The following is a 15,047-nucleotide window of genomic DNA, read 5'->3' as shown; positions in this document are numbered from 1 at the left end:
GCAAGCCCATCAATGGCACTCGGTGGCCGAACACACGCGGGGCTTGTCTTCTTTTCTGTCGCAAAAACCGCGGCTGTCAGTGCATGGAATCGAGCAGCATGTAGTATTTCAGGTCGAAGTAGCCGGCGTCGGGTTGGCGATTTGAAAAATTCCAGTCGGTCAGCCAGTCCAGCATTGGCCAGAAGGCGGCCGTATTGCGGAGCGTGCCGAACTTCGTTTTCCAGGCGGCCCACTCCTCAGGAGAGGAAACGGCGTTGAGCTCTGTGAGAAACGCTGCTGCGTCTTCGATTTTCAGATCGATGATCAGATTGGGAAAGTCGCCCACGAGACCGTGGTAGGCGCTCATTGTATCCAGTTCGGGCTGCCGGGCGCCGTTTTCGTCGAACACGACGTTGTTAAAAGCATACGAACGGTTCGCCACCAGCGAGTAGACGCGGCTTTCTTCCCCTTTAGTCAATCGAACAAACGTGTTGCTGGGCAAAAATCGTGTGAACTTGAGCTGTGTCCGCATGGTGAGGGTGGAGACAGCCGCATCCCAGCCGGCGAAGTCGTCGATCGGATCTGACAATTTGACTTCCGGTTTCCTGCCGGGGTTGAGCAGGTCATGCGGGCCGCTGACGGCTTCCGTGAAGCGGCGTTGAATCTTGCCCAGCACACCTGAAACAGGGTCCGTTCCTTCCACCTCGAGTCCCTTGCCGATGTCTTCTCCGGGAAAGGGCATGCGAAACAGCAGTTCCTGACCGATGCCGCGCGTCCAGAGGTCGCGATATTTCTGACGTTCATCAACGGGGAGCAGGCGAAGGAAGTTGTCTTCGAATTCCTGCCGCAGTCGGCTCATGAATTCCCAGGTGGCCAGCTTTTGTTCGACGCTGCCATAATATTCGTAGTTGACTACCAGGGAGTAGTAGAGTCGTTCGAAACCACTGTAGTCGATCAGCCAGAATGTGGGCGGAATGCCCCCCTGTCGTCCTCGCAGCACGGTGGCGTTGGTTTCATTGCGCAAAATGGTCAACCAGGCATTCGGGTTTTTCTGATTCCCGTCCCAGATGTCTTTAATCTCATAGCCCGTCGGTTTGTATTGATCGAGCATCCGGTTATAGGCATCGTTGTATTCGACGTTACCCGTAATGCCATAATCCATGAAATCATTCCACGACTTGAGACCGAGTTCCGGCTTCAAGACAGACGGATCGTGAGCAGGATCAACGAAGAAGACCCAGAAATTGTCTTTAATAGCGTAGGTCGCCAGATTCCCGACGCAGACCGGCCCGCGAATCATGCCGCTGACGATTAAATGAGAATTCTCCACCATAAAATAGGCTCGCGACCGCGCGGGAATCGCCTGAAAAACTTCGAACGGGTTGTGACTGGCGTAGTCAGACCTCAGGCTCTTCCCGGGTACCGGATCGACTTGAAAAAAGAGTTCGTCGAGTTGTTTCAGTTTGGCGTCGCTCAACTTCCACACGAACAGCGACTTCTGAGACCGCGATTCGGTGACCTTTTTCAGGCGGTAGTAAAACTTGTCGACTCCCTTGGGATACGGTGTGTCATAAGGCCGGGCCGTTTTGATCTCGTGAACCGGACTGGCATCGACGACTTGCTTGCCGTCCTCATCAGTTGTCACTTGGATCGGCGGCGTAGTGGAGCGGACCAGTCGAAAGTACTCGCCGGGCGACTCGTCGAAATGCAGCGTTGCCAGAAAGGCATGTTCAAAAATAAAACGGCTGACCAGGGGTGACAACGCCGCTTCCTGGTTCAAAAATGCTTCCCAGCGTGCGATCACTTCAGGCTGCGCCAGTTTACGAGTCTCGGCCATCACTGCGGCCGTCGGTCCCGGTGAGCCAGCGGTAATCCACTGGGAAAACAGTTGATTCTCATCGGGCGAGAGGGCTGGCATTGCGAAAGGCATCCCCGCGGTTGGTCGTTGTTTCAGATAGTCGTCGACTCCCTGTTCGCACGGGCAAATGTGTTTGTTAACGGCTTGATAGACAGGTTGCACCGACTTTAAATCAAAGGGGGGCTGATTATGCTCGGTGCCGGCGACCAGCATACGAAACAGAATACTTTTCGCAGGACGCTCTGCAGGCGGTCCCTGTTGTTCGACCACACTGCAGAAACCCTGCTCGCGCCAAGCCTCGATTGAAGGCTGGTCAGACAGACGGACCGGTTTTTCTGCAAACAGGTGGGTACCGTCGGGATTGCCTTTCCGCGCGCCGCGGAGCAGTCCTTCATAGCAGGTGAGTTTGAGCAGACAGGGCGAATCGAGACACCCATGACAGACAATGCAACGCCGGTTAAAGATCGGCTGAATTTTGCTGAGATAGAATTCACCATCGAGATCTGAGCCGGTCGAATCCGGATAGACGGGGGGAGCATAAACGAAGGGTTGCCAGTCTGATTCGACACGTGCCTGGTCCCAGAGAATGCTGCCGACGATCACGCCACCAGCAATCAGGATGAGCAACACAATGGCCGTATGGTGAACCTTAATTTTCAATGCCCTTATCCTCTACTCCATCATGAGAAACCGATTCTGGATCAAGGTTTACGCTTTCCCGTCCTGAAATTCAAGATAGGCGTGAATAAATTGGGTGTCAACCCAGAGGGCTCCCGTCCCTGACTTTCCGAGCGTTCCTTGTTGCTTCCAGTCCCTGCAGTTTCCAGTTCAAGCGGGGTTGGAATTTGCGAGGCAGCAACCAGATCAAAGTTCTCACACAAATGGTTCCGAGAATGCTGATGACAAGCCCGAACAAAAGCGGGTAGCACAGCATCATCCAGACGGGCAAGCCATGGGTTGGATTGATAATCCTGAAAGAAGGATACTGATAGACTGTTTCATAGCGGTCGGGATCCATTACAGGGGGATCGAAAAAGCCGGGAGAATATTCAGTTGAAGGTATTTTTGGATCGATGTCGGGTTTTAATCTGTATTTTGCAGGATTCACAGCGGACATCAGGAAAGAGATGAGTGCCGCTTGAATAAAAAAAATAACAGCAACTTCTAATAACGAGATCGTAAAACCTGATTTTTTGGATCGATCATTCATGAAAGTACTCAATCTATGGAATTTATTCTCCAGCATGATATCAGTTTTCACCATTGCGTGTCAGTGTTTTTTTAACGGATCGATCTCTGGTGATAAAAAGGGCAAGACTTTTTCTCCCCGCATTTCTTCTCGAGTTGAACGCGCTGAGTGGTGCAGGTACGATGGTAACATACTCTGCTACGAGCCCGTATCAATTCAAAGTCAAACAAAATGAGAACCACCATGCGCTTAACCCTTTGTTCCTTGATGTTCGTATTCGCCTGCGCGACCAGTGCAGTCGCAGAAGAAAACATCAAACTCACAATGGGAAAAGAACGTGTCATCGTGCGGGGGATTCGACCGGAGGAACAGCTCTGGGGGCCGTATCAGTTTCCGCGGCCTTTTAAGCTGGGTGATCGGCTTGTCGTTTCCGTGCACGTCAAAAATGACGACATCAGCAACTATGGGGCAAAGGCCCTCTGGTTTGAAAGCCGCGATCAGGGTCAGACCTGGAACGAGGTCGATGCTTCCATCGCGCAGGAGTGCGGTCTGTTGCTCCCAAACGGTGACCGGGTCTACCTTCCGCCGGAATCGGGCATCGACGTCAGCGACTATAAGATGACACCCTGGAACAAATACACGCCCGACTACGATTTCTCAAAACAGGCGGAAGAAGGAACATTGCCAATTCCCGACGGCATGACATTCTGGATGGGAGGCACGACCATCAATGCTTATAACGCCGATCGCCTGCCGCCCAGTCTCTCTCAGCAGGCATGGACGCTGTTTCGGATTCCCGCGAGACAGACAAAACCCGTGCTCGAACATGCCCAGGTGGATTGGCCGTACCTGACGCGCGTGGTCCACGTCAGCCGTAGTGGAAAGAAGGTCCTGAAGTCGATCTTCCCGCGCGGCAATCCGAAGCTGGGTCCCGACGGGGCAATCTGGGTCAGCGTCTTTTCCGGCGAGGGTCATCTCAATCCCGTCAACGGACAGTACAGTCCCTACTACTCTGCGGAAATCTTCCGCTCTGAAGACAACGGCCGGACTTTCAAGCGACGGGCTCACCTGGAATACGAGGCCGACGGCCACGCGTTTCCCTACAAGAGTGGCGGATTCAGCGACAGTGATTTTGAATTCATGCCGGACGGTTCCATCGTCTGGTTCCTGCGTTCCACCTGGTATTCTTCCACCGGCAAAGAGTGGGACCCGATGTATATGACGCGTTCGACAGACGGCGGCCACACCTGGTCAAAGCCCGTTAAGTTCGACAAGGTCGGCATCTTGCCACGATTGTGTAAGCTCGACAACGGCGTCACGCTGCTCTGCTATGCCCGTCCCGGCACCTTCGTGCGAGCCGCCCTCAACAACAGCGGCACAAAGTGGACCGAACCTCTGGTCGTGATGACGCCAAACGACCGGAGCGCCCTGGCCAACAAACCGGTCGCCGACCCCACCTTCCACGACTGGGACGGCTCCTGTAATAATCCGGAAATCATCCCCCTCGACAAAAACAGCGCCCTCATCTTTTACAGCGATTTTTACTACCCGGACAAAAACGGCGTGAAACGCAAGACGATTCTGTGCAGGGAGATTACTGTCGAGCGGTAGGCCTATCCACAACCTCATCAAAGCCAGCTGCAGGTGAAAATGATTAGAAACACCTCACTGAATTATCTGAAACACCGACTGTAACTAAAACCCACCAGCCGCAGGGCGTTAGCCCCGGTTCTTTCGCACACTCTAAGGCCATTCTAAAAAATGAAACAACATCGGGCGTTTGGATCTATAGACTCTTCCGATCCTTTGTGGGAATCATACATAATTTATTTCTTTGAAAAGGGGCCTTCACGAATTGTCCAATGAGGGCGAAAACCACCTACGACATCGAACTGTATTTCAGAGTCATCAGATTGCAACAACAGCAATAAACGCTGGCCAAGACACATATGATACCTGGCTGCATTCGCAAAGATATCTGCTACTTGGTGGAGGTATCCAGGCTCTTTTTCATGTAACTTTTGTATGTGTCTGGTGACCACGACGATACCTGCACGATCTTTGGGAAACACCAGATCTCCAACCAAATCATTCAGTGCATCCAGATTGGTCTGATCTTTTTGCCCTGACGGAAAGCCAAGTGTTGCTCTGATCGATTTTTCAAATGAAACACTGTCTTCAGAGGTAACCTCACAGTCATGAATCAGGTAATTCTCGGAGTGCAGTTCATTGATAATTTTCTGAAGCATTGATTCAGAATGGACTAGCGCAACACCGCCATCTCGAAACATCTGCCAAATATAAATATTACGATCAATTTCTGACTGGAAAAAGTGGGCCATCATTCACCTGCATTAACTGTATTGGATTCAACGAAGCCATCAGGGAAGCGCATTACATCATAGTTATATTACATTGGGCGCCAGCGTCAGACCAACGAGTAGCTAGCTGAGAGTCTTTAATATGAGCAATTGCATTTAGAAACCCTAACTCGCCGCAGGTATTGAACCGTGTCGGGTTAATTACGACCAATTAATTTACCGGTGTGTTCTCCAATTCGATTTGCTCCGCGACTAACAGCTTTCGATCCTGGATGCCGATCACCTTCAGTTTTGTCCCCGCTGAAATCATTGCACCGGATGCCGATGCTGCCTCGAGTCGCTGGTCCTCAAATTGAACATCCCCCTGGGGAGACAAAGTCGACACGGCGGGCGCCTCTTTCCCGAGATAGGGGCTGAGTTCTGTATCGATTTGGCAGAGGTTTAAGGGGTCAGGTCCAGAATAATTGAGACCAGACCCCTTAATTCTGACCGCCCTTAATTCTGACGGACTTATTCTCAACACCCTTGATATTTATTTCAACGTGATCATCAAAGATGTAAGTTGCGCCATCTTTTTCAGGTCGTGAGTACTTCCAATTGAAGCATTGTAATACGGCACCTGCTAATTCCCGAATACGATTCCACCGTGGATCGTCTCTTAGTGGCTCAGGGTCACACCAGAATACTTCGTTGTCAGAACCGGATAGTTCCGTAAGAAATTCGTCCAGCACTTCGATCGCCTCTAACTGCTCCGTTGTTACTTCGTGGTTCGTAACAAATTCCAGTTTATTATGATCAAAGTCAGATACTAGTTCATCACCAATACACGCCCCTTGTGGAAACAATCTGATCTGCACGTCGGCGGGTGATGCTAGAGCGAGAACTTGATTGCGATATATGATCATTGTTCTGAGTCGAGAACTTTTTGAAGAGCTATTCATAGGCCTAATCGATTCCGTCTCGATTTACCAGCGTTTTGCATGGTGTCAACTATAGTTAACCAAGGCTTGAGTCTATGGAAAAATTATTCATGTAATACTGACATGACAACGGATGTTGCCCCTCTGCTCTCTATCAGGATCACGCAATATCAATATGCCCCATGCATTTCGCGAAATGGGTGGTATTAAGACATGTACTGCAATACGTATAAGTTGATTAGATCACGAAATCACTTTTTTGGTTCGATTCTCGAAGAGATATCACTAACACCAATTTATACCAGAACTTGAGTCTAATGTGTGTGAAAAACTTATCCCGAGTATCAAAATACACGAAACGCATTTAAGCAGTCATAAAACAACGATCCCAGAAAGAAAAGTATCCGGGAAATCGTTACTGGCTGGAACAATTTCTGCGATTTTCCAGAGATGTCGCTGGCGAGTGGCGATATTCCAACTCTAACTTCTTCAAAGATTTTCAGGGCAGTATCTTAACTTCTTCATTTTTTCATAACCAGACAAAACATCTTGAGTGAGATGAAACTCTCACCGTAGCTATCGCGGGTTATCTGGGTTGCAAAAAACGTTCGTTTCACGGCTTGGTCTCAAAATCAGGGCATCTGCTCCCATGCCAGCTCAATTGGCCAGAACACCGGTATTCGATATCGAAGGATCGTTTGTATTCCCTGAGCGATGTTGTTAAAATTTTCAAGTCCAGTCCCTATGCAATCGATCCAGTCCCTATGCAGTCAATAGCGAGAATTTGGAGAGGTGAATCGTCATCTTAAAAACTAACAAGCCTGAGCACTCGGCATCTTTCGGCGGATGGGCGAACCTAGAGAAGGCTTGGGATGATGCTCTGCTCACGAACACTTCTCACCCTGACACGATTCATATCCTCAAAGCAGCTTGGAACAACATTGTTTCGCAACGGCAGAAAAGGATCCCGAACCCAGAGCATTTTCCGCTCATCAAACGTCTCTCTCAACCAACTGAGGAATCCGAGAGAGACTATCTCGTAACCCTTCTCGCCCTGCATTGTGGCCTATGCTCTCCAAGTGACATTCCGTTTCACAACGGGCAATTCGTTCGGTTGATCCATTCACATGGACGCGTTCTCCTGCAAAGTGATGGTGTGTTGAACGACCAATCTCATTTGCTCAGTCGCCTGGACACAGGTGACGACCATCACATTTGGATTTTATACCCGAGCGAGCGTTTGTTCGATGATTTTTTAGAAGCTGATGAATACCCACCTGGCTCTGAAGAATTGACCGAGACAGAACGTCGAGATATCGACTACCGAATCCATAAGGCTTTTGCACTGATCGATGAGTTTTCGAAGATTTGGGCAAACGAAATCCGATGCGTCATCGGAACGATTGCTGTGTTGCCAACCTGCCTAGGACGCACTCAACGTCATTTCAACTGCCGAACACCTTATTGCGGTGTAATTTTCGTTAACGCCTTTGGCATGAACGAAACTCAAATCGCCGAAGCAATACTTCACGAATCGATCCATCAGCTCCTTTGGCAAGGTTGGGAGCTGCACCCCGAATTCCAAGTTAGTGCAGAACACGCTGACATCCAATCTCCGGTAACGGGCAATGTTAGATCCGTGCAGGTTATGTCTCACGCAATGCTGATCTATACCGCAACTATCGAATTGTTGACTCATACAATTCGAACAAACGAATATCTTGATTATGCTGGCGAGCTTCGGTCCCGCGTTGTTGCCCTGAAGCGAGGCATACGCGTTTTGAACGCTCAATTGTCAAACCTGATAAACATGGACGCCGCGCTCGAAATTCTGTTGGATAACGCGACTCCTGAGCGAGTTGTTCAGTACGTCTACGGATTACAGGCGGTAAAGTAATGATTACGGAATCAGGCGGAATCGCTCGTACTGATGCGGCATTGGTCTCCATGCCATTCGGACCACTCTTTAGTCCTTCCATCGCCTTGGGTTTGCTTGCGGCGATTGGCCGAAACTCCGGCTACCGGATTTCCGTACACCACCTGGGGTTTCAATTTGCAGAACGAATCGGAGAAACACTCTACAATAAAATCGCATCGGGATTCCCTGCGACCCAAGATCTCGCGGGAGAATGGTTGTTTTCTGGTCTTGTCAATGATCAAAGCGACGAGGACAACTATAACTACTTGCACCAAGTAGTGCTCGGACACGCCAGGGAACACTCCAAAGATGACCTGAGCGATTGTTCTCGCCTGGATCATTTTGTTTCGGAGTTGATCGTCGCTAAGGTTCGGGCGGAGCGATTCATCCACGATGCGGCAGAAAAAGTGTTGGACGACAACCCGCAGATTGTCGGATTCACAACGGTGTTTCAACAAAACTTCGCTTCCCTTGCTCTTGCCAAAAAACTCAAGGAGCTGCAGCCGGAAATCGATATCATTTTTGGCGGTGCGAATGTCGAGTCGCCAATGGGTGAGTCACTGATGGAAATGTATGATTGTATTGACGCGGTCGTTTCCGGTGAAGGTGAGCAAGCGTTTCTTGATATCCTCGATAGAAGTCGAAATGGACATGATTTCCTGGGTATTCCTGGAGTCTCTGTCTGCTCAAAAGCGACAGGCGATTCCAAAACTTGCTCAACCGATGGGGTGGATGCGCGGTTGCCTGTGTTGGGAAATGGTCGGATTCAGGATATGGACAGCTTACCAACGCCGGACTTTGACGACTACTTTGACACTGTCGGTGCTTTGTCTTGGAAACTCAGTTTTGAACCGCGGTTGGCATTCGAAACATCACGCGGATGTTGGTGGGGGGAAAAACATCACTGCACGTTTTGTGGCTTGAACGGATCAAACATGGCGTTCCGGCAAAAATCTCACACGCGAGCGGCAACTGAACTTCAAGAGTTGATAGAAAAGTACGGGGAACGATCAGTCGATGCCGTCGACAACATTCTCAGCATGAAATATTTCGATGATTTTGTCCCCTGGCTTGGGGATCAAGCTTGGAACCTTTCGATCTTTTATGAGACGAAGGCGAATCTCACGAGAAAGCAACTGGAGAGTCTTCAACGTGCAAAAATCAACAACATCCAGCCCGGGATAGAGAGCCTCAGTGATTTAGTGCTCAAGCTGATGAAAAAGGGGGTTTCGTCGATCCAAAACATCCAACTCTTGAAGTGGGCAATTGAGCTGGGAATCAACGTGGAGTGGAATATCATTTGGGGATTTCCTTTTGAGGATCAGTTAGCCTATGAAGAAATGGCGGGCCTAACGCCTGCTTTAGAGCATTTGCAACCACCTGGTGGAGGCGCAAAGATTCGGCTGGATCGTTACAGCCCAAATTTTAACGAGGCCGACTCGCTTGGGTTTCAAAACATTCAACCCTATCCGTCGTATCGGTTCCTACATCGCTGTCGTTCAAAGTGGCAGTCGGGTGCGATGAACGACAACCACGTATTTAATTCCGCTTACTTTTTTCACTTCGACTCCGATAGCGCCTCCGAGATCACCAGATACACCAAGCCCCTCGCCGATGGGCTCAAACGGTGGCGTGACCACCATGAGCATTCGATCTTTGTAGCGATGACCAAAGGTAAGTACTTGTTGCTCTGGGACACACGTCACGTTGCGACGCGTCCACTGACGGTATTGCACGGGCTTTCTAAAGAGATTTACGAATTTTGCGATTCCTCAAAGAGCTTCGGCTCCATCCAAGCCAAATACGCTTCCGTTTTCAAAGCTCCAATGGGTGAGACAATCCTGGCTATCCTAGAAGCATTTTGCGAAAAACGCTTGATGATCCAGATAAATGGCAGGTATCTTTCACTGGCAGTGCCCCTCTCGTCCCACGCTCCGATCGGAACAGCGCTTGAAACATTCGTCGAACTCGTGCGATCTGTTTCTCAACCTACGGCCAATAATGGCTCGGAGCTGTCGTTTGATTTGTCAGATTACGCTTTTTCGGTGGTTTAATCATGGTCAACCTTGAAGCAAAGCTTGAGTTTCTTCGAACACTAGGTGCGGATTCACAGCACAGCATGGGAACTGCGCTCGAACATTTCTTAGGTACGTATGAACTTTTGCGATTCTGGCAGGAACCAGATCATGTTTGCGACGCGGGGTTGTTCCATTCCGTTTACGGACGAAAATCGATTGATCGAGACTGGCTCTCGACGGATCATCGGCAATTCGTACGGAAGATAATAGGAAAGGACGCGGAATCACTCGTCTACGCATTTTGTTCCATGTCGGATGTAAAAACCGACGAAGGTCGCGTGATTTATATCAATCGTTTCGACGGTAAGGAAACGACTCTGGATCCGTGTGATTCCACATCTTTGGCCACAGTCGCGTTCGCGAACTTTCTGGAACAATATGTCCGTCTAGGCCGTGAGTATTTTGACGGAAAATCGATGCCTTGGTTCGGGATGCATTCCGGACGTTTTTCCCCTCGTGCAAAACTAGCATTTCGAGCCAGCGGACTGCCGAATCAATGAGTCAGGACGCATGGATACATTTGACGGGTTCACAGCCATATGCTAATGTAAGGTTTATCGATACTACTAACCAAGGGGAAAATTCATGAGTGATATTCGCAAGACTCTGGAAGAAGCTAACGACGCAATCGAAAAAGCATTGCAACAGGTTGGGAAGTGTGACGGGGGCGAACTGCCGCCACAGGAGCCGGTCGTTCGGCCGCTTGAACTGAAACGAGAGTCCAGTGAAGTGAATCTACCGGTAGCTGCTGAACTGGAAGACTCCTTCGCAATCTCTGACGATGGTACGGTAACAATCAAGGACAACACGCTTTCGGAAGTTTTGACCCGTAATCTCGACCGAAACAAGGCTGGAATTGCAGGTGACGCAACTACGGCGAAAATCAAGATTCGCGTGATCATTGATAACTACACCTAGCAGCGAGTGATGGCTGCGATCTTCGTGAAGTCCGTTGCTACTCGATATCGAAGCAAACAGGTCTGTAGGTCTCTCTTGAAGTGCGAGTTTTATGTGGGTGATTCGTTCGAGTGTCTGGTGAGTAATCTTTTATTCTCGGTTGTCGACGATTTCCAAATTGTTGGTTGGCAGAATTTATCCTGAGGGCTGATTTCGCAAATGTGGTTCTTTGATCAACGTTGGAAATTACACGATGCCTGAAATCAATTACCGCAGGTGGGACTGTCGCTACAACTGGAGAGTACGTTTTCACCGTGATGGGGACCTTATCTCGGTCAGAATCAAACTCCGGCCCGACTCCTCCATCTCGTCTCACAAAATCGAGACGCTCAAGGAGGAATGGCGTCGTGGGATTCTGTCGAAATGGAATAGGAGTGACGACCAGAGGTTTCGATTCAAGGTGGAGTTCGTCGACCATGACGAACACTATGTCGTTGAAGTCACCCCATCAGTCAGCCGAAGCCATATGAAGCGTTGGGATCAGTTCGATACTGGGCACGTTGCGTCACACGAATTTGGCCACATGATTGGCTTGAAAGACGAGTACCACTATCCCTTTCCTGAGTGCTCTTTGCGGAGCCCTGTCGATACTGGCACGGTAATGGAAACGCCAACAGGCCCGGTTGTCGATCGCCTGTTGTCCTTGGTAGACGATACTGAAGGAGACACGCCTCCCGCTCGTCGGCCTAGCGATATTCGGCCATTGGACATAGAAAGGCCAATAAACATCCAGTTGATTGTCAGTGGCGGATTTCCGGAAAAGAAGTTGCACTTTGAGACACGTTTGGATGAATCGATGCGTACCGCTAAATCGATTTTGAGTGACATGCCCAACAATCAATCGCGCTCGATTGAACGCGAATTCGATGGCGATTCCGTTGCGAGACTGAAAGATCTTCTTCGTTCCCTAATTTTAGACGATTCAGCGATCGATGCGGACTCCATTCCCGAGATACTTCCAGATACACCGGTAGGGGAAATCACGTTCAAGATCGGCGAGAAGAGCCACTCAGTTTTTTACCCGATGGAAGAACTTTCAACGTTTGGGCTCCCCGAAAATCCCGATTATTTTCAGTACCGACTGCGTCCTAGAGTCGACCGAGTAGATCTATTGGAGGCTCACACGTTGATGTCTGAAATCAATCGACGAAAGCAGTTGGAATCAGAATTGCCCCCTCCAGAGCCACCTACAGAAAATAACGATCGCCCAATTGTTGTGATCATCAACAACTATCCTGACACTAAAAACTGACGTTCGATACGATAAAAGCAGTGAATCATTTTTCATAGCGTAGCTGTCAAATTATAATAAGCAGTGGGGCGTGTCGAGGGTGTTCAAAGTGAATAATTTCGAGCAGTCAGAGAAGATTCGAGCCACCAAAAGTATGAGCGACCAAGGTTGCAGTTCAGACAATGTTTCGCAAATGGTTGATTTAATCGCACGTTCCAAAGCCCGTCCAGACTAGAGGTTGTCTCATAACGTCAAAAAAAGTGAACGGTTTGGCGCGTCTTTTGCATGAAGTGTTCTCCTGAAAGGAGAATTTCTTATGTATATGACGCTGGTCTGGTGGCCCAAACGAAAACGGGTTTCCACAAAAACAGCGTCCAGGACGGAACGCCCGGTCGTTTTGACCGATAAACAATGGTCTTTAGTCGCAAAACTGTTTCCCTGGACTCCCCCTTCCAAAAAGGGAGGACGTCCAAAAGCCCATCCACGAGATTGCCTGGAAGGCATTCTCTGGATTTTGGTGACAGGAGCACGATGGAAAGATTTACCAAGAGAGTATCCCTCAAAAGCGACGTGCCATCGACGTTTCCAGCAATGGACGATCGAAGGGCGGCTCTTATCTGCCTGGCAAATCATCTTGGAACGAATGGATGATGCTGGCCAGATTGATTTCTCGGAAACCTTTGCTGATGGCACTTTTGCCTCGGCAAAAAAAGGGGTAGAAGAGTTGGCCCGACTCGTCGTGGCAAAGGCACAAAGGTCATGATTTTTGTCGATCGTCACGGGACACCTGTGGCGATCGACACAGAATCGGCCCGTCGTAGCGAAGTCAAGCTGATCGAACCGCTGCTTGAAAAAATCACATTGCAAAATCGACAACCCGAGCGACTTGTTTATGACAAAGCCGCCGATTCGGACTCGTTGCGCAAACGGCTGATGGAAAAGAATATCGATCTGATCTGCCCGCATCGAAAATCGAGAGTCAAACCGCCGACGCAAGATGGTCGAAAGCTTCCACGCTTCAAACGACGTTGGATTGTGGAACGCAGTATTGCCTGGCTCCACAACTATCGTCGCATTGTCACGCGCTGGGAATATCACGATTACCTCTACGAAAGCTTTGTAATTCTTGGGTGTTTATTTACACTATTAAAAAGGTTTTGAGATGCCCTCTAGAATTGTTTGGTCGAGTCTGAATTCGCAAAACGTACTAGTGCTTTGTAAAGCTAGAAATTGAGGGTTGGGGGTGTTGTTTACGCGCTCCGTTGTCGCACTCTGGTGATATCTATCAACCCAAAATTTAAAAATGACACTTCACTAGTTATCAGAACATGTCTTGGAGTCAGCGAGACCGGTGCTATTAAGGCATGTACTGGAATACGTAAGAGTTGATTAGATGACAAAAGCGAACGAACTCGCTATTCATTTTCGGGTACCAGTACAAAAACGTTGAAAAACGCCAGTGCCGAAAACGCAGACGACCACAGCAATGATGAGAATTTCAAAGAAGACAGGCATGGTTATTTTCCTTTTCGAGAGATCGGTTAGTTGATTAACAGCCATTCGCTGCAGGGCTAGCAACTGTTGGCAACGAAATCACTTTTTTTGTTCGATTTTCGAAGAGATATCAATAAGACAGTTTACACCCGAACTTGAGTCTAATGTGTATGAAAAACTTGTCCCGAGAATCAAAATTCACGAAACGCATTTAAGCAGTCAGAATACAGCGATCCCAGAACGAAAGGTATCCGGGAAATCGTTCTTGCTGGATCATTTCTTCGATTGAGATTCAAGCGTTGGTGACACGATCCCAAAGTTTTTCTTGCGTTTTCATATACTCTGCCAGCGTATCGACCAGAACCTCTGCGTCGACGGGTTTGGTAAAGTACTCATCACAGCCCGCTTGCATGCTTTGATCACGATTGTAAAGATCATCGTGGGCGGTCAGCGCAATGATGGGAATTCTAAGATCTGCTTCACGCAAAATTTTCGTTGCTTCATTGCCATCGAATACCGGAATTTGGATATCCATGAGTATGATATCAAACGGGAGACCGTGATCACGCGCTTCTAATGCAAGCTCTAATGCGATCAGCCCATTGTCAGCGAAGAAAACCTCCGCACCGGCCTGTTTCAAGTGGTACGAGATCAGTCTTTGACTGTCGGGAAAATCCTCTACCAATAGTACCCGACATTCCAGCAGGGGCTTTTCCTGTTTCGGTTCTTCTTCCATATCAAGTCTGAGTCCTTCTACTGAGTGAAATCGATGTGTTTCAAACCAAGTATTGCAATCGATGGTAAAACAGAACTGTAATAAAAGGATAGGTTACAATCTGGTATCTCGCAGGGAGGGATTAGACTGAAAACCAGGGACCGCCCTGGCGCTTCCATCTGTCTCAAGGGATCTCTTCAGGAATGCTGCGGAATGTTCATCTGAGTTGGGCTGGTGATATCGGGTAGGATTCGTCTGCCATTGGTTTGGCTTGTTGCCAGACATTCAAACGACGGCCAAGTAGCGTTTATTTATTGGTTTTGAATGTGATTCTCAAGATTGTACCCTTACCGAGATCGGCATTAACCGGGGCTAACGCCGTGCGGC

General features: G+C 49.0%; 14 protein-coding genes. 8 read left to right on the top strand and 6 right to left on the bottom strand.

All coding sequences use genetic code 11. The features are described from left to right. Positions 1 to 76 precede the first annotated feature (76 nt). Both Pan241w_RS13280 and Pan241w_RS13275 read right to left on the bottom strand, forming a co-directional pair. Positions 77 to 2,497, bottom strand: a complete 2,421-nt coding sequence (locus Pan241w_RS13280; protein WP_198000509.1) for a fatty acid cis/trans isomerase — start codon at positions 2,495 to 2,497, stop codon at positions 77 to 79. A 97-nt stretch (positions 2,498 to 2,594) separates the two neighbouring features. Next, positions 2,595 to 3,047: a hypothetical protein gene (locus Pan241w_RS13275; protein ID WP_145216341.1), complete on the bottom strand. Its 453-nt coding sequence runs from the start codon at positions 3,045 to 3,047 to the stop codon at positions 2,595 to 2,597. Positions 3,048 to 3,269: 222 nt separating this feature from the next. Here Pan241w_RS13275 and Pan241w_RS13270 point away from each other — a divergent pair, with 222 nt between their 5' ends. Next, positions 3,270 to 4,637 carry a sialidase family protein gene (locus tag Pan241w_RS13270; protein ID WP_145216338.1) on the top strand — a complete coding sequence of 456 codons (1,368 nt, stop codon included), beginning with the start codon at positions 3,270 to 3,272 and terminating at the stop codon, positions 4,635 to 4,637. 215 nt (positions 4,638 to 4,852) lie between these two features. On the opposite strand, the gene Pan241w_RS13265 is transcribed toward Pan241w_RS13270, so the two are convergent. The 3 genes from Pan241w_RS13265 to Pan241w_RS13255 form a co-directional block, all read right to left on the bottom strand. Further along, positions 4,853 to 5,371: a barstar family protein gene (locus Pan241w_RS13265; protein ID WP_145216335.1), complete on the bottom strand. Its 519-nt coding sequence runs from the start codon at positions 5,369 to 5,371 to the stop codon at positions 4,853 to 4,855. Positions 5,372 to 5,558: 187 nt separating this feature from the next. After that, positions 5,559 to 5,870: an NfeD family protein gene (locus Pan241w_RS29890; RefSeq protein WP_261344294.1), complete on the bottom strand. Its 312-nt coding sequence runs from the start codon at positions 5,868 to 5,870 to the stop codon at positions 5,559 to 5,561. Further along, positions 5,827 to 6,288 carry a hypothetical protein gene (locus Pan241w_RS13255; protein WP_145216329.1) on the bottom strand — a complete coding sequence of 154 codons (462 nt, stop codon included), beginning with the start codon at positions 6,286 to 6,288 and terminating at the stop codon, positions 5,827 to 5,829. Before Pan241w_RS13255 ends, Pan241w_RS29890 begins: the two co-directional genes overlap by 44 nt. Before the next feature lie 1,135 nt (positions 6,289 to 7,423). On the opposite strand from Pan241w_RS13255, the gene Pan241w_RS13250 reads away from it, so the two are divergent. From Pan241w_RS13250 to Pan241w_RS13220, 7 genes are all read left to right on the top strand, one after another. Then, entirely contained in the window at positions 7,424 to 8,164 is a 741-nt protein-coding gene (locus tag Pan241w_RS13250) for a hypothetical protein (protein ID WP_145216326.1), read from the top strand. Next, positions 8,164 to 10,239, top strand: a complete 2,076-nt coding sequence (locus Pan241w_RS13245; RefSeq protein WP_145216323.1) for a RiPP maturation radical SAM C-methyltransferase — start codon at positions 8,164 to 8,166, stop codon at positions 10,237 to 10,239. Before Pan241w_RS13250 ends, Pan241w_RS13245 begins: the two co-directional genes overlap by 1 nt. 2 nt (positions 10,240 to 10,241) lie before the next feature. Beyond that, positions 10,242 to 10,763, top strand: a complete 522-nt coding sequence (locus Pan241w_RS13240) for a DUF6817 domain-containing protein (RefSeq protein WP_145216320.1) — start codon at positions 10,242 to 10,244, stop codon at positions 10,761 to 10,763. 85 nt (positions 10,764 to 10,848) lie between these two features. Continuing rightward, on the top strand, positions 10,849 to 11,181 hold the full coding sequence (locus Pan241w_RS13235; RefSeq protein WP_145216317.1) for a hypothetical protein: 333 nt from the start codon (positions 10,849 to 10,851) through the stop codon (positions 11,179 to 11,181). A gap of 232 nt (positions 11,182 to 11,413) precedes the next feature. Further along, on the top strand, positions 11,414 to 12,472 hold the full coding sequence (locus Pan241w_RS13230; protein WP_145216314.1) for a hypothetical protein: 1,059 nt from the start codon (positions 11,414 to 11,416) through the stop codon (positions 12,470 to 12,472). A 295-nt stretch (positions 12,473 to 12,767) separates the two neighbouring features. Continuing rightward, positions 12,768 to 13,214 (top strand): transposase, encoded by a 447-nt coding sequence (locus Pan241w_RS13225; protein WP_145209666.1) that lies wholly within the window; start codon positions 12,768 to 12,770, stop codon positions 13,212 to 13,214. After that, complete coding sequence (locus Pan241w_RS13220; protein ID WP_145209663.1) at positions 13,211 to 13,612, top strand: transposase; 402 nt, start codon at positions 13,211 to 13,213, stop codon at positions 13,610 to 13,612. Before Pan241w_RS13225 ends, Pan241w_RS13220 begins: the two co-directional genes overlap by 4 nt. 625 nt (positions 13,613 to 14,237) lie before the next feature. Here Pan241w_RS13220 and Pan241w_RS13215 read toward each other — a convergent pair. Then, the gene (locus tag Pan241w_RS13215; protein WP_145216311.1) at positions 14,238 to 14,681 is read right to left on the bottom strand and encodes a response regulator; all 444 of its coding nucleotides are present in this window, start codon (positions 14,679 to 14,681) and stop codon (positions 14,238 to 14,240) included. Positions 14,682 to 15,047: the final 366 nt, after the last annotated feature.

The sequence above is a fragment of the Gimesia alba genome, from assembly GCF_007744675.1.
GTDB lineage: Bacteria > Planctomycetota > Planctomycetia > Planctomycetales > Planctomycetaceae > Gimesia > Gimesia alba.
The sequence above is the reverse complement of the archived record's forward strand: the minus strand, read 5'-3'. Positions and strand labels throughout refer to the sequence as shown.